Source organism: Microbacterium sp. LEMMJ01, from assembly GCF_002114135.1.
GTDB lineage: Bacteria > Actinomycetota > Actinomycetes > Actinomycetales > Microbacteriaceae > Microbacterium.
In genome coordinates this window covers 206912-232097 of sequence record NZ_NCTV01000030.1, presented here as the reverse complement: position 1 = coordinate 232097, position 25186 = coordinate 206912, and the positions used below count along the sequence as shown (strand labels likewise).

Genomic DNA, 25186 nt, shown 5'->3' with positions numbered 1-25186 from the left:
AGAGGGCTTCGTCCGACGGGACGCACGGCCCGTCAGCGGGTGGTGGGAGCGTCGGCGGTCCCGATTAGGCTGAGTGCATGCCCTCGACCCTCGCCCCGCCGTTTCCCTGGGCCGATGTCTGGGGGCAGGAGGCCGCCGTCGAGACGTTGCGCGCCGCCTCGGCCGATCCGGCCGCGCTCTCGCACGCCTGGTTGATCACGGGCCCTCCGGGATCCGGACGCTCGACGCTCGCCTATGCCTTCGCCGCGGCGCTCATCGCCGAGGGGCCCGACGACGAGGCCACGATGCGCCAGGTCCTCGCCGGCACCCACCCCGATGTGACGGCGCTGCGCACCGACAAGGTGATCATCACCATCGCCGAAGCACGGGCCCTCGTCGAGCGCTCCTACTTCGCCCCGTCCGCCGGTCGCTACCGGGTCATCGTCGTCGAAGACGCCGACCGGATGGTCGAGCGCACCTCGAACGTGCTGCTCAAGGCGCTGGAGGAGCCGCCGGAGCAGACCGTATGGATCCTCTGCGCGCCGAGTGAAGCCGACCTCCTCCCGACCATCCGGTCACGCGTGCGGTCGCTCAGACTCCGCGAACCCGACGTGGCGGACGTGTCCCGCCTCATCAGCCTCCGCACGGGGGTGGACGAGGCCGTCGCCGAGCAGGCCGCCCGACACGCGCAGCGCCACATCGGCATGGCCCAGCGACTCGCCACCGACGACGCCGCCCGGCGACGCCGCGACGAGACGCTCCGCGCCGTGATGGGCGTGCGTGGGGTCAACGACGCGGTCGAGGTCGCCGGGCGCATCATCCAGGCGGCGACGGAAGACGCCAAGGCGCTCACGGCCGAGCGGGATGCGGCCGAACGTGCCGCGCTCCTGCGCACCGTCGGTGTCGCCGAGGGACAGGCCGTGCCTCCGGCGCTGCGGGCCCAGGTGTCCGCGCTGGAGGACGAACAGAAGAAGCGGGCGACGCGGAGTCTGCGGGACGGCATCGACCGGGTCCTCACGGATCTGCAGTCGCTCTTCCGCGATGTCGTGATGCTGCAGTACGGCCGCGGTGACGATCTCATCAATCGCGAGCTGCACGCCGAGCTGGCCGCCCTCGCCGCCGCCTGGAGCGTCGAGCGTACGCTCGTCGTGCTCGACCACCTGGCCGAGACCCGTGAGGCGCTGGAGCGCAACGTCGCCCCGCTGCTCGCACTCGAGAGTTTGCTCGTGACCGTCACGAGCGGGAGGAAACCGTGAAGACTCGATCCCTGCCCCGCCTCCGTCGCTCCGCGGCGCTCATCGCCGGTCTGGCCGCCGCCTCGGTCGTGCTCTCCGGGTGCCTCTACGCCATGATCCCGGAGCAGTCCTCGAAGCCGGCCGTGGAGAAGACCCCGGACACCGAGGGTGTCGCGGAAGATCTGCTTCCCTTCTACTCCCAGGGGCTGGACTGGACCGAGTGCGGTCCGGGCTTCGACTGCACGACCGTCACCGCGCCGCTCGACTGGGAAGACCCGGGAGCGGGAGAGATCGAGCTCGCCGTCGTGCGGCATCGGGCCGAGGGCGAGGCGATCGGCTCGCTGCTCACGAACCCCGGTGGCCCCGGTTCCAGCGGCGTCGACCTCATCCAGGGAAGCCTCGACTACGCGGTGGGTCCGGCGCTCATCGAGAACTACGACGTCATCGGCTTCGACCCACGCGGGGTCGGCGCCTCCACCGCCGTCACCTGCTACGACGCGAAGGAGATGGACGAGTACCTCTACGGCATCCCATCCGCGCCGCGGGGCACCCCGGAGTGGGAGACCGAGCTGCTCGATTCCGCCCGCGGCTTCGGAGAGGCGTGCGACGCCAACAGCGGGGGCATCCTCCCGTACATCACCACGGTCAACGCCGCCCGCGACATGGACCTCCTCCGCGCCGTCCTCGGCGACAAGGAGCTCAACTACCTCGGGTACTCGTACGGCACGTTCCTCGGCGCGACCTACGCCAAGCTCTACCCGGAGAAGGCCGGGCGGCTCGTGCTCGACGGGGCGATCGATCCCTCCGTCCCCGGTCTCGAGGTCGGTGCCACGCAGGCGCTCGGCTTCGAGTCGGCCCTGCGGGCCTACATGCAGAACTGCCTCGACTCCGGCTCGTGCCCCTTCAGCGGGACGGTCGACGAGGCGATGGCCGATCTCGGCGCCCTGCTCGCGAGCGCGGATCGCACGCCGTTGAAGAACGGTGACGGCCGGCTCATGGGCGCCGACGCCCTGATGACGGCGATCATCGCGGCGCTGTACTCGGAGGACAGCTGGGAGATCCTCACCCAGGCCCTGGACGAGGCGCTGCAGGGTGACCCGTCGACGGCCTTCCGCCTCGCCGACTTCTACAACGGCCGGGAGAACGGCACCTACATCGACAACTCGACCGAGGCCTTCCGCGCGTACAACTGCATGGACTACCCGGTCGAGGACGACCCTGCGGCCGAGGCGGCCACGGAGAAGAAGATCGCGGACGGGGCGCCGACCATCGCGCCGTACTGGTCGGGACCGGACCCGTGCGAGGTGTGGCCGTATCCGCCCACCGGCACCCGCGAGAAGATCACCGCGGAAGGCGCGGGTCCCATCGTCGTCGTCGGCACGACCAACGATCCCGCGACCCCGTACGAGTGGTCGGAGTCGCTCGCCGACCAGCTCTCCGAGGGCGTCCTCATCACCCGCGTGGGTGAGGGCCACACCGGCTACAACAAGGGCAACGTCTGCGTCGACGAGGCGGTGGAGGCGTTCCTCCTCGAAGACGTGGTGCCGGAAGACGGCCTGCGCTGCGAGTGAGAGAGCCTCGATTCGCGAGCGAGCGCGAGACAGGGTAATATCGGTGATCGCGCCGCTCACGCGTCGCACGCCGCTTTAGCTCAGTCGGCAGAGCATTTCACTCGTAATGAAAAGGTCGTCAGTTCGATTCTGACAAGCGGCTCAGGAAAACCCCCGGAACCCTCGTGGTCCCGGGGGTTTCCCCGTCTCCGGGCCCGGCCGCGGGGCGTACGCTCGGAGCATGAGCAGAGCGCTTCTCATCGTCGACGTGCAGAACGACTTCACCGAGGGCGGTGCCCTCGCGGTTGCGGGCGGTGACGCGGTGGCCGCCGCCGTCTCCGCCTACCTCGCGTCCCACGCCGACGACTACGAGGTCGTCGTGGCCTCCCGGGACTGGCACGATCCCGACGGCGACAACGGCGGCCACTTCTCCACGATCCCGGACTACACCGACTCCTGGCCCGTGCACTGCGTCGCCGGCACGGCCGGAGCCGACTACGACCCGCTGCTCGTGACCGACGGCGTCACCCATCACATGCGCAAGGGACAGGGCCGTCCGGCCTACTCGATGTTCGAGGGGGTGACCGACGACGGGGCGACGGTCGCCGCGGTGCTGAGCGCGGCCGGCGTCGTGACGGCCGACGTCGTCGGCATCGCCACGGACCACTGCGTCCGTGCCTCCGCACTCGATGCGATCGCCCACGGCGTCCACGTCCGCGTCCTCACCGACCTGGTCGCCGGAGTCGCGCCCGAATCCAGTGCCGCGGCCCTCGCCGAGCTCGCGCACGCCGGTGCCGAGCTCGTCGAGAGCTCGGAGGCGTGAGCCGCAGCGTCCTCCTCCTCCGCGCGGTCAACGTCAGCGGACGCAACCGCGTGCCGATGGCGCGGTTGCGGGAGGTGCTCGCCGCCGCGACCGACCTGGAGGACGTCTCCACCTACATCGCGAGCGGCAACATCCTCTGCGCGACGCCGCGGGAACCCGCGGCGGCCTGCGCGTCGATCCGTGCGCTCATCGCGGCGGAGTTCGGCGTCGACACTCCGGTGATCCACCGCACGCACACCGAGCTCGCCGAGTCCGAAGCGGCCCAGCCCTTCCCGGAGGGGGAGCTGAAGCTCGTGCACGCGATGTTCCTCGAGGGCGCTCCCGCCGCGGGCGCCCTCGAGGCGCTGCACGAGCGCCTCGTCCCGGGGGAGCGTCTCGCCCTGGTCGGACACGATCTGTGGATCGACTACGCCCCCGGCGGGGTGCACACGACGAAGCTCACGAAGGCCGTCCTGGACCGGGCGCTCGGCGTTCCCGGTACGGCGCGCAACCTCCGCAGCGTGCGGAAGCTCATCGCGCTGACGGCGTGACCACGGCCCGGCTCAGCGCGGTCGGCGGCATCGGGGTATGCGTGGCGAGGTCGACCCGGCGGGAGTCGCAGCCCGCGCACCGGACGTAGACGACGACGCCCTCGCTGGTGGGGTGACGCGACTCCACGAGCCAGGCGTGCTCGTGGATGTCGTCGGCGGAGGCGAGCCGGGGGATCGGGAGGGTGTCGGAGGAGGTCATGGGACCAGCGTGATGTAATGGTCTTATGCATCTCAACCCTTACGGTGAGTACGCGGTGCTCCTCGCCGCCTCCCTCGCGAACGACTGGCCGGCCGATCGCGCGGGCATCGAGGAGCGATCGCTCGCGCTCGGGATGACGCAGACGTTTCCGCCGGCCCCCGACGACCACGCGCAGGTGCGCGCCGTGATCGACGACTGGCTGGCCATCGTGGATGAGGAGGACCCCGATGCGCGGGCCGCCCTGCTCAACGATCAGCTCGCCACCGCGGGTGCCTATCCGCGGCTCACCAATCACGATGACGAGGGCTGGCACCTGCACTACCGGGACGACGTGCGCTCGCTGCCCTTCGTGCTGCGCGCGATCATCAACCTCGGCACGGCGCTGCACCTCGTGACCCGGGGGATGAACCGACTCGGGCGCTGTGACGCGCCGCCGTGCACCAACGTCGTCGCGGACGTGACGCGCAACGGCCGCCAGCGGTTCTGCTCCGTGAGGTGCGCGAACCGGGCGGCCGTGCGGCGCCATCGGGCGCGGGTCAGCTGAGGGTCAGGCGGTCTGCCCTGCGTGCTTGCCCTCGCCGATCTCCTCGACGAGCTTGGCGTTGAACGCCGGGAGGTCATCGGGGGTGCGGCTCGACACGAGACCCTCGTCGACCACGACCTCCTCGTCCACCCAGCTCGCGCCGGCGTTGCGGAGGTCGGTCTTCAGGCTCGGGTAGCTCGTGATGGTCCGCCCGTCGACGACACCGGCCTCGATGAGGATCCAGGCGCCGTGGCAGATCACGCCCACGGGCTTGTGCTGCTCGAAGAACGCGCGGGCCAGGTCGATGGAGGCCTGATCCATGCGGAGGTGGTCGGCGTTCACCACGCCGCCCGGCAGCACGAGCGCGTCGAACTGGTCGGCGCTGGCGTCCGCGGCCTTCAGGTCGACGGCCTGTTCGTGGCCGTTCTTCCCGGTGATCGCTGCTCCGTCCGGGGCGATGAGCGTGGCGCTCGCGCCTTCCGTCGTCACCGCCTCCCAGGGGCTCGTGAGCTCGCTGTCCTCGAAGCCGTCCGTCGCCAGGAATGCCACGCGGTTTCCGGTGAGAGTCATGGTCCGTCCTTTCGGTAGGAAGTCGCCCTGTTCCGGGGACTCCTCGACCCTCTCGCAGGGCTCCGGGCGCCGCCAGGGGGTGGCCAGCCGTGGACGACGGTGATACAGGGCGGCCGCGCTGGCGGGAATGGCATCGGCGACTCGATACGATCCAGACATGCGCCTCCGCCCTGCTCTCCTCCTCCTGCCGGTGCTGTTCGTCCTCGCCGGCTGCACGCCGGCTCCGGAACCGACACCGACCGTGACCTCCGCCCCCTCGGAGACGCCGTCGTCCTCGCCCGTCCCGACCACGGCCCCGACGCCCACGGAGACGTCTTCGCCGCCGGCTGCCGGCGCCTTCGCGAAGGGGCAGCTCGTGTCGCTCTGCACCGAGAAGATCCGCTCGATCTCGCCGGATGCGACGTTCTTCGCCGACATGGCGACCACGGAGTGGCTGGAGGGGTCGGCGGTGTGGTTCGTCGCCGTCCCGGAGTCGATCGACGGTCAGGACAACGTCGCCGTCTGCGGCATCGGGGGAAGCCCGGAGGCCCCGGACTTCGTGATGCACGGCGAGACGCTGCCGGACGGCGTCGCGGGGATCCGCGACGACCTGCTCGCCGGGAACGTCGGCGGCGACGACTGAGGATGCGGTGGGCCCCGTGGGGCTCGAACCCACGACCCGCGGATTAAAAGTCCGATGCTCTGCCAACTGAGCTAGAGGCCCGTGCTCCCAGTCTAGGGGGCGCACGACGAGGGGCCGTCGGCGCCACAGCCGCCGACGGCCCCTTCACCTGCCCCGTGTCCCTCCTGACAACAGGGGAGGCCGTGTGCCGGTCGGGTCGCCGGCACCGTCCCTGGCTTACTCAGCCGGGGGCATCAGGACCGTGTCGATGAGGTACACGGTCGCGTTCGCGGTCTGCACGCCGCCGCAGATGACGTTGGCGTCGTTGACCATCCACTCGTCACCGCTGCCGGTCACCTCGAGGTCGGCGCCCTGGACGGTGGTGTGCATGCCCTCGATGTCGGACGGCTCGATCTGGCCGGGGACCACGTGGTACGTGAGGATCGAGGTCAGCAGGTCGCTGTCGGTCTTCAGCGTCTCGATGGTCGCGGGGTCGATCTTCGCGAAGGCGTCGTCGACCGGCGCGAACACGGTGAACTCGTCGCCGTTGAGCGTGTCGACGAGGTTCACGTCGGGGTTCAGCTCACCGCTCACCGCCGACACGAGCGTCGTCAGCATGGGGTTGTTCGAGGCGGCGACCGCCACCGGGTCCTGGGACATGCCCTGGATGGAACCGGCGCCGTCCGGGACCTCTTCCGCGTACGCCGCGCAGCCCGGGCCGACGAGGTTCGCCGCGGGGTCCATCTCCATCGGCGTCGACTCCGACGTCTCCGGCGTCGTCGGCTCCGACGACTCCTCCGTGCTCGTTCCGCTGCCCATGGAACATGCCGAGAGCAGGAATGCGCTCGCCAGACCCAGGGTGACTGCTGCGGTGACCTTCTTCTTGGTGCTGAACATGTCGAGCTCCTTCGAAACTCCGGCCACGGCCTCTCCGTGGCGTCGAGGGCTGTTCGGAAGCCTCTGCGGATCGGATGGGAGGAATTTCGAGATTCTCCGAAATCGGATCCGATCCAATCCGCTGCGGGGGGTCGGCGCGAACAGCACCCGACAGAGACGAGGACCTCATGGACCTGATCATCATCGGCCTGCTCGGCGGGCTCATCACCGGCATCTCGCCGTGCATCCTGCCCGTGCTCCCGGTGATCTTCCTCACCGGCGGTGCCCAGTCGGCGTCCTACGAGGGGGAGGCGGTGCCGGCGAAGCGCAGCCGCCCCTACTTCGTCATCGCCGGCCTCGTGCTGAGCTTCACGCTCGTGACGCTCGCCGGGTCGCTCCTGCTGGGCCTGCTGAACCTGCCGCAGGACATCATCCGCTGGGTCGGCATCGCCGTGCTGGTCGTCATCGGGGTGGGGCTCATCGTGCCACGGTTCCAGCACATCCTGGAGCGGCCGTTCCAGCGCTTCGGACAGCGCGAGGTGAAGAACCGCGGCAACGGCTTCGGCGTCGGCCTCGCTCTCGGGGCCGTGTTCGTCCCCTGCGCGGGCCCGGTCCTCGCGGCCATCATCGTCGCCGGCTCCACGGGGCGGATCGGCGTGGGCACCGTGCTCCTCACCGTCTCCTTCGCGATCGGCGTCGCGGTGCCGCTGCTGGTCTTCGCACTCGCGGGTCGCAGCGTCATCGAGCGCATCCGGGCCTTCCGGACGAAGGAGCGCGCGCTGCGGATCGCCGCCGGCGTGGCGATGATCGCCCTCGCCGTGGGACTCGTCTTCAACGTGCCGCAGGCGCTGCAGCGTCTGCTCCCGGACTACACCGCGCCGCTGCAGGAGCAGATCGCCGACTCCGAGCAGGTGCAGGACGCCCTCGACCTCGGCGGCCTGGTGAACGAGGAGAACAAGGACCTCGACAAGTGCACGAACGGCGCGACCGAGCTGGAGTCCTGCGGGACGGCGCCCTCCATCAAGGGGATCCAGCAGTGGCTCAACACCCCGGACGGGGAGGCGATCGACCTGAAAGACCTGCGCGGACAGGTGGTCCTCATCGACTTCTGGGCGTACTCCTGCATCAACTGCCAGCGCTCCATCCCGCACGTCGTGGCCTGGGACGAGGCCTACCGGGACGCGGGGCTGCAGGTGATCGGCATCCACTCGCCCGAGTATGCGTTCGAGAAGGATCCGGGGAACGTCGCGGCGGGCGCGCGCGACTTCGGCATCGAGTACCCGGTCGCTCTCGACAACACCCTCTCCACCTGGACCAACTACCGCAACCGGTACTGGCCCGCGCACTACCTCATCGACGCGGAGGGGACCGTCCGCCACATCTCCTTCGGCGAGGGCAACTACGCCGCCACCGAGGCGATGATCCGGGAGCTGCTGCAGGACGCCGACCCCGACGTCGAGCTGCCCGCCGCCACGGACGTGAAGGACGAGACCCCTGAGGTGGGAGCCACGACCCGGGAGACCTTCCTCGGCTCCTCCAAGGACGTCAACTACGGCGGCGGCGACGAGTACCGCCGCGGCGACGGCAGCTTCCGCTTCCCCGATGACCAGCCCGACGACAGCTTCGCGCTGGACGGCGACTGGACCGTGGACACGCAGTACGTCACGCCGACCGCTGAGGACGCGCGGATCCGGCTGCAGTATCGCGCGGCCGAGGTGCGCATGGTCGTCGCGGGGTCGGGCGAGGTGGTGGTCACCGACGCCGACGGGAACGCGCAGACGATCCGGATCGACGGGACGCCACGCTCCTACGGCCTGCTCGAGCAGGACGACATCGAGAAGGGCACGTTCACGCTCGAGGTCCCCACCGGCGTCGAGGTGTATTCGTTCACATTCGGGTGACGTCTGCACGGGAAGAGGGAGGAGATACGGCATGCTTATGGAGATGGTCATCGATGGGATGGACGTCCCCGAGGACGGGACGGCGCCGCAGGATGCTGTCGCCGACCTCCTCGTCCGCGTCGCCTCCGGTGATCAGGCTGCCTTCGCTGCGCTGTACGACTCCCTCTCCTCCCGTGTGTTCGGCCTCATCCTGCGCGTCCTCGTGAACCGCGCGCAGAGCGAGGAAGTGCTGCAGGAGGTGTTCCTCGAGATCTGGCAATCCGCTTCCCGGTTCGCTCCGAACAAGGGACAGGGACGAACCTGGGTGATGACCATCGCGCATCGCCGGGCCGTGGATCGGGTGCGGGCTTCGCAGTCGAGTGCGGACCGGGACGTACGCGCGGGCTTCAAGGACCTCGGCGTCGCGCACGACAGCGTGGCGGAACGGGTGGAGCTGGGGATCGAGGGAGAGCGGGTCGTCGCGGCGCTGGCGGGGCTTCCGGAGGCGCAGCGGGAGGCGCTCGTCCTCGCCTACTACGGCGGTTACAGTCAGAACGAGATCGCGGCGCTCGTGGGAGCACCGCTGGGCACGATCAAGACACGGATGAGAGACGGGCTGACCCGGCTCCGCACGGCGATGGGGGTGACGGCATGAACGAGAAGGACTTCGCGGAACTCGCGGCAGGTGCCGCGCTCCACGCGCTCTCGGCGGACGACGAGCGCCGGTACCGCCGTGCCCTCGCCGAGCACCCGGAGTGGGCGGCGCAGGACGACACCGACGCCCAGACGGGCGCTCTCCTCGCCGACGGCGTGGCCCCGGTAGCTCCGCCCGCCGGTATCCGTGCGGCTCTGCTCGCGCAGATCGCCCAGACTCCGCAGGGCGGCGCCGCGGAATCCTCGTCCGACTCGGGCGAGCCCGACGGACCCGCGGACGAGAGCCCTGCCTCCGGTGCCGCCGCTCCCGCTCCGGCTCGCCGCTGGACCCGGCTCGCTTTCGCGCTCGCCGCATGCCTCGCGCTCCTCGTGGGCGTCGGGATCGGTGCGGTCGCTCTGAACGACCAGCTGAACCGCCCGGCGAGCGTCGTCGCGCTGCAGGAGATCGAATCCGCGGGCGACGCGCAGAAGGCGACGGTCGAGCTCGACGACGGCGCGACGGCGACGGCGCACTGGTCGGGCTCGGTCGGCAAGGCCGTGCTCGTCACGGACGGACTGCCCGAGCTGGCGGACGGCAAGACCTATGAGCTGTGGTTCGTGCGCGGGGAGGATCCCATCGCCGCGGGTGTTTTCGACGTCGACGACGAAGAGGCCACCGCGCTCCTCGAGGGCGAGATGCAGGCGGGCGACGCCATCGCGGTGACGGTCGAGCAGGAGGGCGGATCGCCGTCCGGGCTCCCCACGACCGACCCGGTGATCGTCATCCCGACGGCCTGAGCGTCGGAGGCGGGGCGTACCCTGGAGGGATGCCCGAGCAGCACCACCGCCCCGTGCGTCGTCCGACGAGCGCGTTCGACAACATCGTCGGCGCCCATGATCCCGCCGAGGAGACGCGTGTCGCACACGCCACCGCCTCCGCGTTGCTGACCCGCGTCCGCGAGGACGAGAGCGGGGCGAGCGTCGAGCGGCTGATCGCCTTCACGAGCGAGCACGGCATCGACGAGATCGCGGAGCTGTGGTCGAAGGCGCCGTCGCGCACCCTCCCCGGGTCGCTGTGGCGGCTGTACGTGCTCCAGCTCGCGATCCACGGCGATCCGCGTACCGCGGCCCTGCTCTACGACCGGGGACGGGTCGAGCTGCCGTCGGCCGACGCCGTGGTCGCCGGGGCGCCCGTGCCGGCGAGCCCGGACGAGCTCGTCGCGCTCATCGACACGATCCTGCGCGGCGCCTTCCGCGGCGACTTCGCCGTGGCGCTGGAGCGGGCGGCGGCGTTCTGCCGCGTCCAGGCCTCGGGGGCGACGCACACCGCCGACGACTACGAGCCCACGGAGCCCGCTCGGGCGAGCGAGCTCACCACGCGGGCGCTGCGGCTGAGCAGCTATGCCCAGGACCTCGCGGCGTCGGCGGCCCTGTGGCGCACCGGCGCCCTGGCCTGAGTCCGAGCGGGCGGGCCGGCGTCCGGACAGAGAAAGACCGGGCCGCAAGAACGCCTCTCGGCGGAAGGCCGCTCGCAGCGGCGAAAATTGGAGCCCGGGGTTATGCGGCCCGGCCACTCCAGTGTAACGCGAGGACGCGGTGGGTATTCCCGGCGGCCTAGGCTCGGTGACATGACCCGTCGCTTCGCCCTCATGATCGATCCCGTCGCCGCCGACGAGCAGCGTGCCGACTACGCCGACACGTTCACGCAGGTGGACGCCGCGGCCCCCGCCCTCAGTGTCGGCGAGCTGAGCACGCAACGGGGCGACGGCGTGTTCGAGTCCATCGGGGTCGTCGACGGACATGCGCAGGAGGTCGTCCCGCATCTGGAACGCCTTGCGCATTCGGCGCGACTCTGCGACCTCCCGGTGCCGAACCAGGAGCAGTGGCGGCGGGCGATCCAGCAGGCCGCCGCACAGCTCGGGGCGGGGGAGTCGGTCATCAAGCTGATCCTCAGTCGCGGCGTCGAGCACGGGCCGACGCCGACCGCCTGGGTCACGGCGGCTCCGGCGGCGGACTTCGCGGCCGTACGGCGGAACGGTGTCAAGGTCGTCACCCTCGACCGCGGATACGACCTCGGCGCAGCGGAACGGGCGCCCTGGCTGCTGCTCGGAGCGAAGACGCTGTCCTACGCCGTGAACATGGCGGCCCTGCGCGAGGCCAAGCGCCGCGGAGCCGACGACGCGATCTTCCTGTCGAGCGACGGCTTCGTGCTGGAGGCTCCGACGGCCTCCCTCATCCTGCGCTTCGGCGACCGCTTCACGACCTCGGCCCCGAACGGCGGGATCCTGCATGGCACCACGCAGCTCAGCGTCTACGACCACCTCCTCGCGCGCGGCTTCGAGGTCGGGTACGACCGCATCCCCGCCGCCGATCTGACGCGGGCCGACGCCGCATGGCTCGTGTCGAGCGTGCGTCTCGCGACCGCCATCACCGCGATCGACGGCACGCCGGTCGCCGTGGACGCCGCCCTCACGGACGACCTCAACGCCTACCTCCTTTCCCCGCGCGACTGAGTCCTCCGGGTCCCCGGGCACGAATTCGGAGATGCCGGACGACACGCCGGAGGCCGCGCCCCGACACCGGCGTGTCGTCGATGATCTCCGAAGCTGTGCCCGGCCCAGGCGGGATCAGGGGCGGCGACGCATGGTCTCGACGATGGCGCGCTCGACGAGGGGCCAGTCGTGGAGGACCATCGCTTAGTCGAAGCGGAGCGTGGCGTGGCCCCAGCCGGCGGCAGTGGCGTCGCGGACCAGATCGCGGTGCCGGAGCGAGCTCTCCTCGTGGTTGGCGCGTCCGTCCGTCTCGATGATGAGCCAGTCATCGATGAGGAGGTCCACCCGGCCCGTCCCGACCACGCTGACCTGCGTCCGCACGCGCCACCCGTAGCGTCGGATCCTCATTCGCACCAAGGATTCCAGGCCGCTGTCGGCATCGGCCCGCGAGAAGGCGATGAGGTCGCGCCCCTCGGGCCCGAGCCGGTCACCGAGACGGCGCAGCCCGACCGCATCGATGAGTCCGAGCCGCCGGGCGGACTCCAGAGCGACGAAGAACGCCTCCGCCCCGCGGCAGCCGTAGATCTGCCGGAGGACGAGGGGCACCCCCGGCTGCTCGAAGGCACTGCCCGATGTCGCCGCATCCCAATGCGTCACGCAGTCGCAGTCCTCGTGGGGATACTGATGGCGGTCGTGGTGCATCCAGACGTGCAGAGCCGGCTCGTCCAGCACCCAGATCCCGAGGTGCCGCGCCGCGGACTCGCAGCCGAGGACCCCGCCGTGAGCGGCGGCGGTCACGACCTCCCCGCACGCGGAGGACGTCGCGTAGACCCCGCGCCGGACCCGGATGAGGGCGCCACCGCGCACCTGACGCTCGATCTGCCGTCATCCGTGCCGGGCGCGGAGCGCGGCATACGGCCACACCTGCGTCCCTGGCCCCGTGCACATCCCGCCATCATTCGCGCCGCCTCGCCCTCACTGGCCGCGCCACTACTCGGTAGCCCGCCGTCCGTGGACGATCCTCGCCACTCGCGATCCGTGCAGGAGTCACGACCCGTGCGCAGCTTCGGAGATCGAAGGAGACACGCCGGGGCGGGAGGCCAGGCGACGGCGTGTCGCCGAACATCTCCGAAGTTGTGCCCGGGGGCAGGAGGGACTGGGACGGGGGTGGGGGACGGGTCAGCCGAAACGGCCGGAGACGTAGTCCTCGGTGGCCTGCACCGACGGGGTGGTGAAGATGTTCGTCGTGTCGTCGTACTCGATGAGCTTTCCGGGCTTGCCGGTGCCGGCGATGTTGAAGAACGCGGTCTTGTCGGAGACCCGGCTCGCCTGCTGCATGTTGTGCGTCACGATGACGATCGTGAACTCGTTCTTGAGCTCGCCGATCAGCTCCTCGATCGCGTAGGTCGAGATGGGGTCGAGGGCGGAGCACGGCTCGTCCATCAACAGCACCTCCGGGGAGACGGCGATCGCGCGGGCGATGCAGAGACGCTGCTGCTGGCCGCCCGAGAGCCCGGAACCAGGACGGTCGAGGCGGTCCTTGACCTCGTTCCACAGGTTCGCGCCGGTGAGCGACTTCTCGACGAGGTCGTCCTGCTCGCTCTTCGACATGCGCTTGTTGTTGAGCTTCACGCCGGCGAGCACGTTCTCCTTGATCGACATCGTGGGGAACGGGTTCGGCCGCTGGAACACCATGCCGACCTGGCGACGCACGAGCACCGGGTCCACGCCGGCGCCGTAGAGGTCCTTGCCGTCGAGCAGCACCTCGCCCTCGACGCGGGCGCCGGGGATCACCTCGTGCATGCGGTTCAGGGTGCGGAGGAAGGTGGACTTGCCGCAGCCCGACGGGCCGATGAAGGCCGTGACACTGCGCGGCTGGATGTCGAGGGAGACGCCTTCGACCGCGAGGAAGTTGCCGTAGTAGACGTTGAGGTCGTTGACTTCGATGCTCTTGGACACGTGGATTCCTATTCTGAGTGGTCGGGCGCTCAGCGGCCGTTGACCTTCGGGGCGAACAGCTTCGCGATCAGGCGGGCGAGCAGGTTCAGCACCATGACGATGAGGATGAGGGTGAGGGCGGCGGCCCAGGCGCGCGCGACGGCGGCGTCCGGGCTCGTGCCCTGGTTCATGTACTGGTTGTAGGCGAACACCGGGAGGGTCATCATCTGGCCGTCGAAGATGTTCGTGTTGAGGCTCTGCGTGAAGCCGGCGGTGAGCAGCAGCGGGGCGGTCTCGCCGATCACGCGGGAGATGGCGAGCATGACCGAGGTCATGATGCCGGCGATCGAGGTGGGCAGGACGACCTTGAGGATCGTGAGCCACTTCGGCACGCCCAGGGCGTAGGAGGCCTCGCGCAGCTCGTTCGGGACGATCCGGAGCAGCTCCTCGCTGCCGCGCACCACGACAGGCGTCATCAGCACGGCGAGGGCGAGAGCGCCCATGAAGCCCATGGAGATCCCGGGACGGATCAGGAGGGCGAACACCGCGTAGATGAACAGACCGGCGACGATCGAGGGGATGCCCGTCATCACGTCGACGAAGAACGTGATGGCCTTGGCGATCTTGCCGCGGCCGTACTCGACCAGGTAGATCGAGGTCATCAGACCGACCGGGACCGAGATGATCGTGGCCGTCAGCGTGATGAGGACCGTGCCCCAGATGGCGTGCACAATACCGCCGCCGTCGCCGACGACGTTGCGCATCGAGTAGGTGAAGAACTCGGCGTCGAAGCGCTCGAGGCCGTTCGCCACCACGGTCCACAGCAGGGAGATCAGCGGCAGCAGGGCGATGAGGAAGGCCGTGGCGACGAGGGCGGTCATCAGGCGGTCGACGGCCTTGCGACGGCTCTCCGCGATGGAGGAGATCACCGTGATGATCACCATGTAGAGCAGGATGCCGACGACGACGGTGCCCGCGATGTTGAAGTCGGCGAGCGGGGTGTCGGAGCCGGCGGCGGCGACGCCGAACACCGCGGCGGAGACGACGAACGAGACGCCGAGGAGGGCCCATGGAGCCCACTTCGGCAGGCGGCCGGAGGTGAGGGCGGTGGTGCTCGCGGCGGGCGGAGCGCTGGTGAGGGCGGTCATGTCAGTTCGCTCCCGAGAACTCGGCGCGGCGGGCGACGATCCAGCGCGCCAGCGCGTTGACCGCGAAGGTCACGACGAAGAGGATGAGGCCGGTCGCGATCAGCGTGTTCACACCGGTGCCGTGCGCCTCCGGGAAGGCGAGGGCGATGTTCGCGGGGATCGGCGTGGGGTTCGTGGCGGTGAGCACGAGGAAGCTGACGACCGCCGAGGGGGAGAGCACCATCGTCACGGCCATCGTCTCGCCGAGCGCGCGGCCGAGGGCCAGCATCGCCGCCGACACCATGCCGCCGCGCGCGAAGGGGAGCACGGCCATGCGGACCATCTCCCAGCGCGTGGAGCCGAGGGCGAGGGCCGCCTCCTCGTGGAGCTTGGGGGTCTGCAGGAAGACCTCGCGGCAGATGGCGGTCATGATCGGGATGCACATCACGGCGAGGACGAGGGCGGCGGTGAGGATCGTCTTGCCCGTCGCGGAGACCTGACCGCCGAAGAACGGCACCCACGAGGCGTTCTCGTTGAGCCACACGTAGATCGGCTGGAGCATGGGGGCGAGCACGAGGCCGCCCCAGAGGCCGAACACCACGGAGGGCACCGCGGCGAGCAGGTCGATGATGTAGCCGAGGAACGACGCGAGCCGGCGGTGGGCGTAGTGCGAGATGAAGAGCGCGATGCCGATGGCGATCGGGGCGGCGATCAGCAGGGCGATGAACGAGGCCCAGAGGGTGCCGAAGACGAGCGGCCAGACGTACACCCAGAACGACTCGCCCCGGAGGATGTGGTTGTCGGTGGTGTCGAGCTGGAAGGCCGGCAGGCTCTGGATGATGAGGAAGGCGGCGACGAGCGCCAGCACGATCAGGATGATGATGCCGGCGGCCAGCGCGGTGCCGGAGAAGACCCGGTCGCCGAGGCGCTGCTTGGCCTTGATCGGTGTGGGCGGCGCCGGTGTCGGTGCCGGTGCCGTTGTCGGCTCCTGCGCGGTCGTGCTCATGATCTCCCTGTTTCGGGCCGGGTGGAGATGGATCGGGTGCTGACCTGGCGGAGCCCCCGCGCCCGCTCGGGGACGCGGGGGCACCGTCGTCAGTGGATCGGCAGGATCAGCCGACCTGGATGAGGTCGATCGCGGCCTGGACCTGCTCGCGCAGGCCGTCCGAGATCGGGGCGCTGCCGGCGTTCTCGGCGGCGGCGTCCTGGCCCTCGGCACTCGCGATGTACGTGAAGTACTCCTTCACGAGCTCCGCGACGTTGCTGTCCTCGTACTGCTCGCAGCCGATGAGGTAGCTGACCAGGGCGATCGGGTAGGCGCCGTCCGCGGCGGCGGCCGGGTCGACGTCGAAGACGAGGTCGCCCTCGCCGCGGCCCTCGGCGAGCGGCGAGCCCTCGACGAGCTTCGCGGCGGCCTCGGCCGAGTAGGAGACGAAGTCCTCGCCGACGCCCACGGCGACCTGGCCGAGGCCGTCCGCCTGCGAGGCGTCGAGGAAGCCGATCGCGCCGTTGCCGGCGGTGAGGGCCTGCTTCACGCCCGAGGTGCCCTGAGCGGCCTCGCCACCCTGGATCGGCCACTCGTCGGAGACCTCGTAGGTCCAGACGTCGGGGGCCGTCGCGCTGAGGTACTTGGCGAACGTCTCCTGCGTGCCCGAGGGGTCGGAGCGGTGCACCGGCGAGATCGCCAGGTCGGGGAGCTCGACGCCGTCGTTCAGGGCGGCGATGGCCTCGTCGTTCCAGTTGGTGATCGTCCCGGCGAAGATGCCTGCGATCGTGGCGGCGTCGAGGTTCAGCGTGTCGATGCCCTCGAGGTTGAACGCGACGGCGACGGGGGAGATGTAGAGGGGGACCTCGACGATGTCGTCGGTGGTGCAGGCGCCGAAGCCGCCGGCGGCGAGCTCCTCGTCGTTGAACGCGCGGTCCGAGCCGATGAAGTTGCTGCCGCCCTCGAGGAAGTTCTCGCGGCCGGTGCCCGAGCCGGTGGGCTCGTAGTTGACCGTCACGTCGGGGTTGGCGGTCTGGAAGGCGGCGACCCAGGCTTCCTGGGCTGCGGTCTGCGAGGACGCGCCGGTCGCGTCGATCGTGCCGGAGAGCGTGGACTCCGAGGGCTCTTCGCTGGAGCCGCCGGCTCCGCCTTCGTTCGCGGCACAGCCGGCGAGGGCGAGAGCGGCGACGGCGCCGATGGCGCCGATTCGTGCGATTCGGGAGATCTTCACTGTGGATCCTTCGATCTTGGAGGGGTGGGGCCCGGTGCAGGGCACACAGTGACGCTAGGGGCGACGGTTAACGAGACTCTCCCGCGCAGGTGAACGGCAGGTGAACGACCGGCGACTCTCTGGAGCCGATCCCCGTCACTGCGCGGCCCCCTCCGTTTCGAATCGCCCGATTTGCGCCATCCCCGGCCGAGATGCAGCGAAGTGCGCGACTCGAACGACGGGAACGATCAGACCTTGGGGGCGTGGGTCTCGATCGAGATGATGCCGGAGCCGGGGTTGGTCGCCGAGACGTGCACCACGGAGAACGCGCCGGTCTCCAGATCGGCGGCGCTGCCGACGTACGAGCCGTGCACGGTGCCGGTCGCGAGGGCGATCTCCGAGAGGAGCGCAGGCAGCACCGGGCCGTGGCTGCAGAGCACGGCGGGCTTGCCGGCGCGGATGCGGCGGCCGACGACGGAGCGGAGATCGGCGACGCCGTCCTCCCAGGCGTCCTGGCTGATCTTCTCGGTGAGGACCGGCTTGCGGTCCAGGGCCTTGGCGAGCGGCGTGACGGTCTGCACGCAGCGCACCGCGTCGCTGGTGACGATCTTGCGCACCCCGAACGCGCGGAGCGGTCCGACGATGGCCTTGGCCTGGCGCTTCCCGCGGTCGGTGAGCGGCCGGGCCGCGTCCGCCTTGTCCCACTCCGAACGGGGAAGGGCCTTCGCGTGCCGGAGGGCGATCACCGGGAAGGTCCGCAGCACGCCGTCGTCGACGAGGGCCGCGAACGCATCGAGGATCTCGAGGTCGACGGGGTAGCTCAGCGCGGCACGGGCCTTCTTCACGCTGACCCACTCGAGGGCGGCGATCTCGCGGTTGGGCACGAAGGTCGACGCGCGGATCGCGGCGTCCGTCGCCTCGGCAGCCCAGTAGTGCACCACCTTCTGCTTGCGGGACGCGAGGTGATAGCGGCTGATCCCGACCGGCACGCCGAGGGCCACGCGGATGCCGGTCTCCTCGTGCACCTCACGGACGGCGGTCTCCGCGAGCATCTCGCCCGGGTCGACCTTTCCCTTCGGGAGGGTGACGTCGCGGTACTTCGTGCGATGGATGAGCAGGATCCGCAGCTTGCCGTCGACCAGCCGCCACACGACGGCGCCGGCCGCGTACACGGCCTTGTCCGCCCACTTCGCGTCGGCCGCGGACGGCGGGAGCTGGACCTGCCGCGCCGTCATCGAACCGCCCGTGCCCGACGACGTCGCTGGATCATCCCCATGGTCTTATCCTGCAGGTCGGTGAGCGGCTTGCCGTCGGCATCCACGGCGTGGCGCTCCCACACGCCGTCGCGGCCGAGGTGCCACGACGAGGTCCGGTCATCCATCGCCAGGTCGAAGAAGGCGGTGAGCTCCTTGAGATGCGCGGGGTCGGTGACCCGCACCAGGGCCTCGACGCGCCGATCGAGGTTGCGGTGCATCATGTCGGCGCTGCCGATGTACACCTGCGGGTCGCCATCGTTCTCGAACGTGAAGATGCGCGAGTGCTCGAGGTAGCGGCCGAGGATGCTGCGGACGGTGATGTTGTCGCTGATCCCGTCGAGGTCGGGCCGCAGGCTGCAGATTCCGCGCACCCACACGTCGACCTTCACCCCTGCGGCGCTGGCGCGGTAGAGGGCGTCGATGATCTCCTCGTCGACCATCGAGTTGACCTTGATGCGGATGTGCGCGGGCTTGCCCGACTCGGCGATCCGGCGCTCGGCGTCGATCAGCCGCACGAGGCCCTTGCGGAGGTGGAGCGGGGCGACGAGCAGACGCTTGAACTTCTTCTCGATCGCGTAGCCGCTGAGCTCGTTGAACAGCCGGGTGAGGTCCTTGCCGACCTGGGCATCGGCGGTGAACAGACCGAAGTCCTCGTAGATGCGGCTCGTCTTCGGGTTGTAGTTGCCGGTGCCGACGTGCGAGTAGTGCTGGAGCCTGCCCTCCTCCTCGCGGATCACGAGGGCGAGCTTGCAGTGGGTCTTGAGCCCGACGAGGCCGTACACCACGTGCACGCCGGCCTTCTCGAGCTTGCGCGCCCACACGATGTTGTTGGCCTCGTCGAAGCGGGCCTTCACCTCGACGAGCGCGAGCACCTGCTTGCCGGCCTCGGCGGCGTCGATGAGGGCCTGCACGACGGGGCTGTCGCCGGACGTCCGGTACAGCGTCTGCTTGATGGCGAGCACGTGCGGGTCGCGGGCGGCCTGCTCCAGGAACGCCTGGACGCTCGTGGTGAAGGACTCGTACGGGTGGTGCACGAGCACGTCGGACTTCCGGATCGCCTTGAAGATGTCCGCACGGGTGTTGGAGCCCGTCGGCTGGAAGGCCACCGCGGTGGTGGGGAGGTGCGGCGGGTACCGCAGATCGGGGCGATCGATGCGCGACAGATCGAAGAGGCCGCGCAGATCGAGCGGCCCGGGGAGGCGGTAGACCTCCTGGTCGGTGATGTCGAGCTCGCGCACGAGGAGGTCCATCGTGACCTCGTCCATGTCGTCGGTGATCTCGAGCCGGATCGGCGGGCCGAACCGGCGGCGCAGCAGCTCGGCCTCCAGTGCCTGGATGAGGTTCTCGCTCTCGTCCTCCTCGATCTCCACGTCCTCGTTGCGGGTGAGGCGGAACGCGTGGTGGTCGAGCACCTCCATGCCGGGGAACAGGTCGCCGAGGTGGTTGGCGATGAGCTCCTCGAGCCGGAGGAAGCGCTTGATCTCGCCGGTGGACGGCACCTCGACGAAGCGCGGCAGCATGGGCGGCACCTTGAGGCGCGCGAACTCCTGGCGGCCGGTCCGCGCATTGCGGATGCGGATGGCGAGGTTCAGGGAGAGTCCGGAGATGTAGGGGAACGGGTGCGCCGGGTCGACCGCCAGCGGCATCAGCACCGGGAAGACCTGCGCGCCGAAGTAGTCGGACAGCGCGCTGCGCTCGTCGTCGGTGAGATCCGACCACTCCGTGATCTCGATGCCGGAGTCGGCGAGGGCGGGGCGGACGAGCTTCGTCCAGGCGTCCGCGTGGCGGAGCTGGAGGGCGTGCGCCTCCCGCGAGATGTCGGCGAGGGCGTCGACGGGGGAGCGCCCGATGTTGGTGGGCACGGCGAGACCGGTCATGATGCGCCGCTTGAGACCGGCCACGCGCACCATGAAGAACTCGTCGAGGTTGCTGGCGAAGATCGCCAGGAAGTTCGCCCGCTCCAGCTCCGGCAGCGACGGGTCCTCCGCGAGTTCGAGCACCCGCTGGTTGAACGCGAGCCAGCTCAGCTCGCGGTCCAGGTAGCGATGGTCGGGGAGCTGCGAGTCCGGCGCCTCGACGGCGTCGTCGAAGTCGTCGTCTTCGGCGTCACCGAGTCCGGCGTCGGCGAGTGCGGGATCGATCATGGGGTACATCTAAGCACCGGCAGGTGTCGGGCGTGTGAACGGCGGTCAGCGCGAGCCGACCAGGCTGTCGTCCTCGTAGACGTTGAAGCGGTACCCGACGTTGCGCACGGTGCCGATGATCTGCTCCTGATCGCCGAGCTTGGCGCGGAGCCGTCGCACGTGCACGTCGACGGTCCTGGTGCCGCCGAAGTAGTCGTACCCCCACACCTCGCTGAGCAGCTGCTCGCGGGTGAACACCCGGGACGGGTGGGTGGCGAGGAAGTGCAGGAGCTGGAACTCCTTGTAGGTGAGGTCCAGCGGCCGCCCGTGGAGCTTGGCCGAGTAGGACTGCTCGTCGATCGTGACGCCGGAGGCCTGCACGCGCGCCGGTTCGGCGACCTCGTCCCGTCGCGCGAGCGCCAGACGCACGCGTGCGTCGATCTCCGCGGGACCGGCCGTCGCCAGCAGGACGTCGTCGATGCCCCACTCGCCCGACAGTGCGCTCATGCCGCCCTCGGTCACCACGAGCAGGAGCGGCGCGTCCTGTCCGGTGGCCCGCAGCAGTCGGCACAGCGACTTCGCCCCGACGAGGTCGTGGCGGCCGTCGACGATCACGATGTCGTACTCCGGGGCATTGATCAGCTGCGCCGGCTCCGCCGGGATCTGCCGCGTGCGATGGCTCAGCAGCTCGAGGGCGGGCAGCACCTGCTCCGAGAGCGGAGCATTGGTCAGAACCAGCACCAGGGCCACGCGCACTCCTCACCGGCGGGGGGATCGACGCCGTGCCGCCATGATAGCGGCCACCGATGCGCAAGAATGGAGACATGTCAGAACCGGCACTCGCGCCCCGCAACGCCTTCACCGGCGTCATCGCGGTCTGGGCGACCGCGTTCGTCGGCAGCATCGTCATCGGGATCTTCGCTCCGGAGGAGTGGCGCATCCCCTGGATGCTGGTCGGCTTCGGGGCGGTGGTGCTGCTGTCCTTCGCCGTGCAGCTCTGGTACGGGCGCACGCAGGGCTTCATCTTCCGCGTCGCGAGCAGCGTGACCGGTGCGCTGCTGCTGATGGGGATCATCTCGGTCGGCTTCGGCCTGGCCGCCCTCATCCCCTCCTGACCCGGATCGCCGGGGGTAAGGTGGAGGTCATGGACATCATGGCGCTCGAAATCTTCTTCATCGGCCTGCTCGGCCTGGCGAGCCTCGCGATCGTTTTCGTGTCGGCCGTGGTGCTGCGCAACCTCTTCCGCGGCCAGCGCTGACGACATGATCGAACTCCCCACCGACCTTCCCGCCGACCTCGCCCCGCTGGCGTGGCTCATCGGCGTGTGGGAGGGTTCCGGGGTGATCGACTACCCGGTCGGCGAGGAGCGTCTGCAGGGCGAGTTCACGCATCGCGTCAGCTTCAGCCACGACGGGGGACCGTTCCTCAACTACGCGGCCACGGCGACCTTCGTCGGTGACGAGGGTGCGCCCGCCGTCCCGCTGACCGCCGAGTCCGGTTTCTGGCGTCTGGCGCGTCCGGCCGCGGCGACCGACGCGGGACCGGCGCTGCTGCCGCCGACGGCGACCCCCGTCACCCGCACGGTCGACGACGTGGAGGCGCTGCGGTCGGACAACGGCGCGTTCCCGCTCGAGGTGTCGCTGGCGCGCTCGGACGGCATGCTCGAGTACTACCTCGGCGAGATCAACGGACCGCGGGTCGACCTCGCGTCGGACGCGATCGTGCGCGGCGCCGGTGCCAAGGACTACGGCTCCGCCTCGCGGATGTACGGACTCGTCGACGGGCACCTGCTGTGGGCGTGGGACATCGCCGCCCTCGGCACACCTCTGCGGGCGCACGCCTCGGCGCGTCTCGCCCGCGTCTGAACGGAGCACACGGTGAGCACCAGCGTCTTCGACGGCGTCCCCGGCGCGACAGCGGGGGAGCGCGGGATCGCCCACTTCGGTGATCCGTTCCGGGAGCAGCGCCGCCTCGCGGCCGGAACGGCGATCGCGCCCCTCGACGACCGGACGGTCATCGAGGTGTCCGGTCCCGAACGCCTCCCCTGGCTCGACTCCATCACGTCGCAGGCGGTGGGTCGCCTGCGCGCGGGGGAGAGCACCGAGCTCCTCGTCCTCGATCCGCAGGGACGGGTGGAGCACGCGGCCGGCGTCCTCGACGACGGCACCTCGACCTGGCTCCTGGCGGATGCCGGCGATGCCGAGGGGCTTGCGACGTGGCTGACGCGGATGAAGTTCCGCACCCAGGCCACGGTCGAGCTGCGCCCCGACCTCGCGCTGCTCGGCTTCGTCGACGGCGGTCCCGCGGCCGAGCGCGTGCGCGGCCTCGATGACGCGCGGATCTGGGTCGACCCGTGGCAGCAGGTCGCCGTCGGCGGCCATCAGTACGCCGACGTGGCCGCGCACCCCGGGGCCGACCTCGCCTGGCGGGTCGGCATCGTGCCCGAGACGGCGGCGCGGGCGCTCGCCGCGGAGCTCGAGCGGGAGGACGCCGCCGGTCTCCTCGCCGCCGAGGCTCTGCGCATCGCCGCCTGGCGTCCGCGGTGGGCGGCCGAGGTGGACGAGCGATCGCTGCCGCACGAGTCGGACTGGCTCCGCAGCGCCGTGCACCTGAACAAGGGCTGCTACCGCGGGCAGGAGACCGTCGCGAAGGTGCACAACCTCGGTCATCCACCGCGGCGGCTCGCACTGCTCCAGCTCGACGGCAGCGACGCCGTGCTTCCGGAACCCGGAGCCCCCGTGTTCGCGGGCGATGATGAGGTCGGGCACATCACCTCCTCCGCGCGGCATCATGAGGACGGGCCGATCGCCCTCGCTCTCCTGTCCCGTCGGGCCCCGATCGGCGATCTCGTCGTCCGGGCCGAGGGGATCGACATCGCCGCGTCCCAGCAGATCATCGTCCCGGCCGACGCCGGCGCCACCGCGGACATCCCGCGCCTGACGCGGCTGTCCCGCCGACCCACGGCGCCCGATCCCCGCGACGCCGGGGTCTGAGACACCGGACCCTGGTCAGGCCGGTGCCACGGCGTCCCACGGCAGGGTGAGCTCGCCCAGTCGCCAGCGGCTCCGCCCGCCCTGCACAGGCCAGCCCTGCGCGCGCAGCGCGGTCACCGCGGCGAGGAAGCGCTGCGTGGCCCCGAAGGTCGACAGGGGAGCAGCGCGCTCCCACTCCCGGTCCAGGTCGACGAGCAGCGCATGGATGCGCTCGCCGGGGACGTTGCGGTGGATGAGGGCCTTGGGCAGCCGCTCCGCCACGATGCTCGGGACCTCGAGCCCGCGCAGGCGGAGGGAGACGGTGAAGCGGAGCGGCGTGCCGCCGGGATCGACATCGACCCAGCTCGCCACGCGCCCGATCTCGTCGCAGGTGCCCTCCACCAGGAGCCCGTCCGGCGCGAGGCGGTGCGCCATCGTCCGCCAGGCGGCGGCGACCTCGGCCTCGTCATACTGCCGCAGGACGTTCATCGCCCGGATGACGGCGGGCCGACGACCGCCCGGGAGCGGCACCTCGAACCCGCCGCGGGCGAAGGAGACGCGGAGGTCGGCAGGGAAGGGCGTGCGGCCGGCCTGGACCTCGGCGAGCTGCTGCTCCGCGGTGGCCACCCGGTCCGGGTCGAGCTCCAGACCGCGCACCTCCGCGTCCGGCCGCACGCGTCGCAGTCGGGCGGCCAGCTCGAACGCGGTCACCCCGCTCGCCCCGAAACCGAGGTCGACGACGAGGGGGTCGGGCGCGCGTCGGAAGGCGGGGGAGGCGGCGATCCACCGGTCGTTCCGACGCAGCCGGTTCGTCCCTGTCGTGCCGCGGGTTGGCCGACCGAGGGGAGATGACGCCATGCGTCCATCCTCCCTCCTCCGCCGCTGTGCCCGCTCCGCGCCCCGGATAAACTGGCGACATGACTGCGAAGCGCACCCTGATCCTGCTCCGCCACGGCCAGAGCGAGTGGAACGAACTGAACCTCTTCACCGGCTGGGTGGACGTCCGCCTGACCGCGCAGGGCAAGAACGAGGCCCGTCGCGGCGGTGAGCTGCTCGCCGAGTCCGGCATCCTGCCCGACGTGCTGCACACGTCCCTGCTGAGCCGGGCGATCCAGACCGCCGACATCGCGCTGGACGCCGCCGACCGGCTGTGGATCCCGGTGAAGCGCTCCTGGCGGCTCAACGAGCGCCACTACGGGGCGCTGCAGGGCAAGGACAAGGCACAGACGCTCGAGGAGTTCGGTCCGGAGCAGTTCCAGCTGTGGCGCCGCTCGTTCGACGTGCCGCCGCCCCCGCTGGACGACGCGAGCGAGTTCAGCCAGGTGGGTGACGCCCGCTACGAGGGCATCGACGGCGAGGTGCCGCGCACGGAGTCGCTCAAGCTCGTCATCGATCGCCTCCTGCCGTACTGGGACGCGGAGATCGTCCCCGATCTGGAAGCCGGCAAGACCGTCCTCGTGACCGCGCACGGCAACTCGCTGCGCGGCCTCGTCAAGCACCTCGAGGGCATCAGCGACGACGACATCGCCGGCCTGAACATCCCGACCGGCATTCCGCTGGTGTACGAGCTCGACGAGAACAACGCGCCGACCAGTCCCGGCCGGTACCTCGACCCGGAGGCCGCCGCCGCCGGTGCCGCGGCCGTGGCCGCCCAGGGCAAGAAGTAACCGAGACCCCGGTTTCA

General features: G+C 70.5%; 27 protein-coding genes and 2 tRNA genes. 16 read left to right on the top strand and 13 right to left on the bottom strand.

The annotated features are described in order from the left end of the window. Positions 1-77: 77 nt before the first annotated feature. The 5 genes from B7W94_RS09955 to B7W94_RS09935 all read left to right on the top strand — a co-directional run bounded on the left by B7W94_RS09955 (position 78) and on the right by B7W94_RS09935 (position 4117). Positions 78-1235, top strand: a complete 1158-nt coding sequence (locus tag B7W94_RS09955; protein ID WP_025104277.1) for a DNA polymerase III subunit delta' — start codon at positions 78-80, stop codon at positions 1233-1235. Next, a complete protein-coding gene (locus B7W94_RS09950) occupies positions 1232-2785 on the top strand; it encodes an alpha/beta hydrolase (RefSeq protein ID WP_085606243.1) in 1554 nt (517 codons plus the stop codon). The genes B7W94_RS09955 and B7W94_RS09950 overlap by 4 nt, the downstream gene beginning before the upstream one ends. 69 nt (positions 2786-2854) lie before the next feature. After that, positions 2855-2927: transfer RNA gene (locus B7W94_RS09945), tRNA-Thr, on the top strand. 78 nt (positions 2928-3005) lie between these two features. Then, positions 3006-3587, top strand: coding sequence for an isochorismatase family protein (locus tag B7W94_RS09940; RefSeq protein WP_085606241.1), 582 nt, complete (start codon positions 3006-3008; stop codon positions 3585-3587). Continuing rightward, the gene (locus B7W94_RS09935; RefSeq protein ID WP_085606239.1) at positions 3584-4117 is read left to right on the top strand and encodes a DUF1697 domain-containing protein; all 534 of its coding nucleotides are present in this window, start codon (positions 3584-3586) and stop codon (positions 4115-4117) included. Before B7W94_RS09940 ends, B7W94_RS09935 begins: the two co-directional genes overlap by 4 nt. On the opposite strand, the gene B7W94_RS09930 is transcribed toward B7W94_RS09935, so the two are convergent. Continuing rightward, positions 4098-4316 (bottom strand): hypothetical protein, encoded by a 219-nt coding sequence (locus B7W94_RS09930; RefSeq protein ID WP_025104281.1) that lies wholly within the window; start codon positions 4314-4316, stop codon positions 4098-4100. The two genes, B7W94_RS09935 and B7W94_RS09930, sit on opposite strands and share 20 nt — an antisense overlap. Before the next feature lie 25 nt (positions 4317-4341). Between B7W94_RS09930 and B7W94_RS09925 the strand changes: the two genes are divergently transcribed. Beyond that, positions 4342-4860 carry a CGNR zinc finger domain-containing protein gene (locus B7W94_RS09925; RefSeq protein WP_085606238.1) on the top strand — a complete coding sequence of 173 codons (519 nt, stop codon included), beginning with the start codon at positions 4342-4344 and terminating at the stop codon, positions 4858-4860. 3 nt (positions 4861-4863) lie between these two features. Here B7W94_RS09925 and B7W94_RS09920 read toward each other — a convergent pair whose 3' ends face one another. Further along, complete coding sequence (locus B7W94_RS09920; RefSeq protein WP_025104283.1) at positions 4864-5409, bottom strand: type 1 glutamine amidotransferase domain-containing protein; 546 nt, start codon at positions 5407-5409, stop codon at positions 4864-4866. Positions 5410-5566: 157 nt separating this feature from the next. Here B7W94_RS09920 and B7W94_RS09915 point away from each other — a divergent pair, with 157 nt between their 5' ends. After that, positions 5567-6031 carry a hypothetical protein gene (locus B7W94_RS09915; protein WP_085606236.1) on the top strand — a complete coding sequence of 155 codons (465 nt, stop codon included), beginning with the start codon at positions 5567-5569 and terminating at the stop codon, positions 6029-6031. 8 nt (positions 6032-6039) lie between these two features. Here B7W94_RS09915 and B7W94_RS09910 read toward each other — a convergent pair. Then, a tRNA-Lys gene (locus B7W94_RS09910) sits at positions 6040-6112 on the bottom strand. Positions 6113-6247: 135 nt separating this feature from the next. Next, entirely contained in the window at positions 6248-6907 is a 660-nt protein-coding gene (locus tag B7W94_RS09905; RefSeq protein ID WP_025104285.1) for a fasciclin domain-containing protein, read from the bottom strand. A gap of 167 nt (positions 6908-7074) precedes the next feature. Here B7W94_RS09905 and B7W94_RS09900 point away from each other — a divergent pair, with 167 nt between their 5' ends. The 5 genes from B7W94_RS09900 to B7W94_RS09880 all read left to right on the top strand — a co-directional run bounded on the left by B7W94_RS09900 (position 7075) and on the right by B7W94_RS09880 (position 11912). Next, the gene (locus tag B7W94_RS09900; RefSeq protein WP_085606234.1) at positions 7075-8787 is read left to right on the top strand and encodes a cytochrome c biogenesis protein DipZ; all 1713 of its coding nucleotides are present in this window, start codon (positions 7075-7077) and stop codon (positions 8785-8787) included. Between the two features lie 31 nt (positions 8788-8818). After that, positions 8819-9421 carry an ECF RNA polymerase sigma factor SigK gene (gene sigK, locus B7W94_RS09895; protein ID WP_172400107.1) on the top strand — a complete coding sequence of 201 codons (603 nt, stop codon included), beginning with the start codon at positions 8819-8821 and terminating at the stop codon, positions 9419-9421. Beyond that, positions 9418-10197, top strand: coding sequence for an anti-sigma factor (locus B7W94_RS09890; RefSeq protein WP_085606232.1), 780 nt, complete (start codon positions 9418-9420; stop codon positions 10195-10197). Before sigK ends, B7W94_RS09890 begins: the two co-directional genes overlap by 4 nt. Positions 10198-10226: 29 nt before the next feature. Further along, complete coding sequence (locus tag B7W94_RS09885) at positions 10227-10856, top strand: hypothetical protein (protein WP_060923078.1); 630 nt, start codon at positions 10227-10229, stop codon at positions 10854-10856. A gap of 171 nt (positions 10857-11027) precedes the next feature. Continuing rightward, entirely contained in the window at positions 11028-11912 is an 885-nt protein-coding gene (locus B7W94_RS09880) for an aminodeoxychorismate lyase (protein WP_085606230.1), read from the top strand. Positions 11913-12095: 183 nt separating this feature from the next. On the opposite strand, the gene B7W94_RS09875 is transcribed toward B7W94_RS09880, so the two are convergent. From B7W94_RS09875 to B7W94_RS09840, 8 genes are all read right to left on the bottom strand, one after another. Continuing rightward, entirely contained in the window at positions 12096-12689 is a 594-nt protein-coding gene (locus B7W94_RS09875; protein WP_139833304.1) for a hypothetical protein, read from the bottom strand. A 381-nt stretch (positions 12690-13070) separates the two neighbouring features. Then, the gene (gene pstB, locus B7W94_RS09870) at positions 13071-13850 is read right to left on the bottom strand and encodes a phosphate ABC transporter ATP-binding protein PstB (protein WP_062636281.1); all 780 of its coding nucleotides are present in this window, start codon (positions 13848-13850) and stop codon (positions 13071-13073) included. Positions 13851-13879: 29 nt separating this feature from the next. Then, positions 13880-14977, bottom strand: coding sequence for a phosphate ABC transporter permease PstA (pstA, locus tag B7W94_RS09865; protein WP_085606226.1), 1098 nt, complete (start codon positions 14975-14977; stop codon positions 13880-13882). 1 nt (position 14978) lies between these two features. After that, the gene (gene pstC, locus B7W94_RS09860; RefSeq protein ID WP_060923075.1) at positions 14979-15962 is read right to left on the bottom strand and encodes a phosphate ABC transporter permease subunit PstC; all 984 of its coding nucleotides are present in this window, start codon (positions 15960-15962) and stop codon (positions 14979-14981) included. Between the two features lie 106 nt (positions 15963-16068). Further along, on the bottom strand, positions 16069-17172 hold the full coding sequence (locus B7W94_RS09855) for a phosphate ABC transporter substrate-binding protein PstS (RefSeq protein ID WP_085606224.1): 1104 nt from the start codon (positions 17170-17172) through the stop codon (positions 16069-16071). Positions 17173-17399: 227 nt separating this feature from the next. Next, a complete protein-coding gene (locus B7W94_RS09850; protein ID WP_025104295.1) occupies positions 17400-18386 on the bottom strand; it encodes an NUDIX hydrolase in 987 nt (328 codons plus the stop codon). Next, positions 18383-20551, bottom strand: a complete 2169-nt coding sequence (locus B7W94_RS09845) for an RNA degradosome polyphosphate kinase (protein WP_025104296.1) — start codon at positions 20549-20551, stop codon at positions 18383-18385. The genes B7W94_RS09850 and B7W94_RS09845 overlap by 4 nt, the downstream gene beginning before the upstream one ends. A 45-nt stretch (positions 20552-20596) precedes the next feature. Next, positions 20597-21280 (bottom strand): winged helix-turn-helix transcriptional regulator, encoded by a 684-nt coding sequence (locus B7W94_RS09840; RefSeq protein WP_025104297.1) that lies wholly within the window; start codon positions 21278-21280, stop codon positions 20597-20599. 74 nt (positions 21281-21354) lie between these two features. Between B7W94_RS09840 and B7W94_RS09835 the strand changes: the two genes are divergently transcribed. The 3 genes from B7W94_RS09835 to ygfZ all read left to right on the top strand — a co-directional run bounded on the left by B7W94_RS09835 (position 21355) and on the right by ygfZ (position 23523). Next, positions 21355-21645 (top strand): hypothetical protein, encoded by a 291-nt coding sequence (locus tag B7W94_RS09835; protein WP_062636289.1) that lies wholly within the window; start codon positions 21355-21357, stop codon positions 21643-21645. A gap of 147 nt (positions 21646-21792) precedes the next feature. Continuing rightward, positions 21793-22395 (top strand): FABP family protein, encoded by a 603-nt coding sequence (locus B7W94_RS09830; RefSeq protein ID WP_025104300.1) that lies wholly within the window; start codon positions 21793-21795, stop codon positions 22393-22395. A 12-nt stretch (positions 22396-22407) separates the two neighbouring features. After that, positions 22408-23523, top strand: coding sequence for a CAF17-like 4Fe-4S cluster assembly/insertion protein YgfZ (gene ygfZ / locus B7W94_RS09825; protein WP_085606222.1), 1116 nt, complete (start codon positions 22408-22410; stop codon positions 23521-23523). Positions 23524-23538: 15 nt separating this feature from the next. Here ygfZ and B7W94_RS09820 read toward each other — a convergent pair whose 3' ends face one another. Beyond that, entirely contained in the window at positions 23539-24360 is an 822-nt protein-coding gene (locus B7W94_RS09820) for a class I SAM-dependent methyltransferase (protein WP_085606220.1), read from the bottom strand. Positions 24361-24419: 59 nt separating this feature from the next. On the opposite strand from B7W94_RS09820, the gene B7W94_RS09815 reads away from it, so the two are divergent. Continuing rightward, on the top strand, positions 24420-25169 hold the full coding sequence (locus B7W94_RS09815; protein ID WP_085606218.1) for a phosphoglyceromutase: 750 nt from the start codon (positions 24420-24422) through the stop codon (positions 25167-25169). Positions 25170-25186 lie beyond the last annotated feature (17 nt).

What these genes read in the sequence shown, in the direction of transcription:
- B7W94_RS09915 (WP_085606236.1), top strand. Translation starts at nt 5,567, where the DNA reads ATGCGCCTCCGCCCTGCTCTCCTCCTCCTGCCGGTGCTGTTCGTCCTC.
- sigK (WP_172400107.1), top strand. Translation starts at nt 8,819, where the DNA reads ATGCTTATGGAGATGGTCATCGATGGGATGGACGTCCCCGAGGACGGG.
- B7W94_RS09845 (WP_025104296.1), bottom strand. Translation starts at nt 20,551, where the DNA reads ATGATCGATCCCGCACTCGCCGACGCCGGACTCGGTGACGCCGAAGAC.
- B7W94_RS09905 (WP_025104285.1), bottom strand. Translation starts at nt 6,907, where the DNA reads ATGTTCAGCACCAAGAAGAAGGTCACCGCAGCAGTCACCCTGGGTCTG.
- B7W94_RS09890 (WP_085606232.1), top strand. Translation starts at nt 9,418, where the DNA reads ATGAACGAGAAGGACTTCGCGGAACTCGCGGCAGGTGCCGCGCTCCAC.
- B7W94_RS09815 (WP_085606218.1), top strand. Translation starts at nt 24,420, where the DNA reads ATGACTGCGAAGCGCACCCTGATCCTGCTCCGCCACGGCCAGAGCGAG.
- B7W94_RS09880 (WP_085606230.1), top strand. Translation starts at nt 11,028, where the DNA reads ATGACCCGTCGCTTCGCCCTCATGATCGATCCCGTCGCCGCCGACGAG.
- B7W94_RS09850 (WP_025104295.1), bottom strand. Translation starts at nt 18,386, where the DNA reads ATGACGGCGCGGCAGGTCCAGCTCCCGCCGTCCGCGGCCGACGCGAAG.
- B7W94_RS09940 (WP_085606241.1), top strand. Translation starts at nt 3,006, where the DNA reads ATGAGCAGAGCGCTTCTCATCGTCGACGTGCAGAACGACTTCACCGAG.
- B7W94_RS09920 (WP_025104283.1), bottom strand. Translation starts at nt 5,409, where the DNA reads ATGACTCTCACCGGAAACCGCGTGGCATTCCTGGCGACGGACGGCTTC.
- B7W94_RS09835 (WP_062636289.1), top strand. Translation starts at nt 21,355, where the DNA reads ATGTCAGAACCGGCACTCGCGCCCCGCAACGCCTTCACCGGCGTCATC.
- B7W94_RS09930 (WP_025104281.1), bottom strand. Translation starts at nt 4,316, where the DNA reads ATGACCTCCTCCGACACCCTCCCGATCCCCCGGCTCGCCTCCGCCGAC.
- B7W94_RS09885 (WP_060923078.1), top strand. Translation starts at nt 10,227, where the DNA reads ATGCCCGAGCAGCACCACCGCCCCGTGCGTCGTCCGACGAGCGCGTTC.
- B7W94_RS09955 (WP_025104277.1), top strand. Translation starts at nt 78, where the DNA reads ATGCCCTCGACCCTCGCCCCGCCGTTTCCCTGGGCCGATGTCTGGGGG.
- B7W94_RS09820 (WP_085606220.1), bottom strand. Translation starts at nt 24,360, where the DNA reads ATGGCGTCATCTCCCCTCGGTCGGCCAACCCGCGGCACGACAGGGACG.
- B7W94_RS09900 (WP_085606234.1), top strand. Translation starts at nt 7,075, where the DNA reads ATGGACCTGATCATCATCGGCCTGCTCGGCGGGCTCATCACCGGCATC.
- pstC (WP_060923075.1), bottom strand. Translation starts at nt 15,962, where the DNA reads ATGAGCACGACCGCGCAGGAGCCGACAACGGCACCGGCACCGACACCG.
- B7W94_RS09925 (WP_085606238.1), top strand. Translation starts at nt 4,342, where the DNA reads ATGCATCTCAACCCTTACGGTGAGTACGCGGTGCTCCTCGCCGCCTCC.
- pstA (WP_085606226.1), bottom strand. Translation starts at nt 14,977, where the DNA reads ATGACCGCCCTCACCAGCGCTCCGCCCGCCGCGAGCACCACCGCCCTC.
- B7W94_RS09830 (WP_025104300.1), top strand. Translation starts at nt 21,793, where the DNA reads ATGATCGAACTCCCCACCGACCTTCCCGCCGACCTCGCCCCGCTGGCG.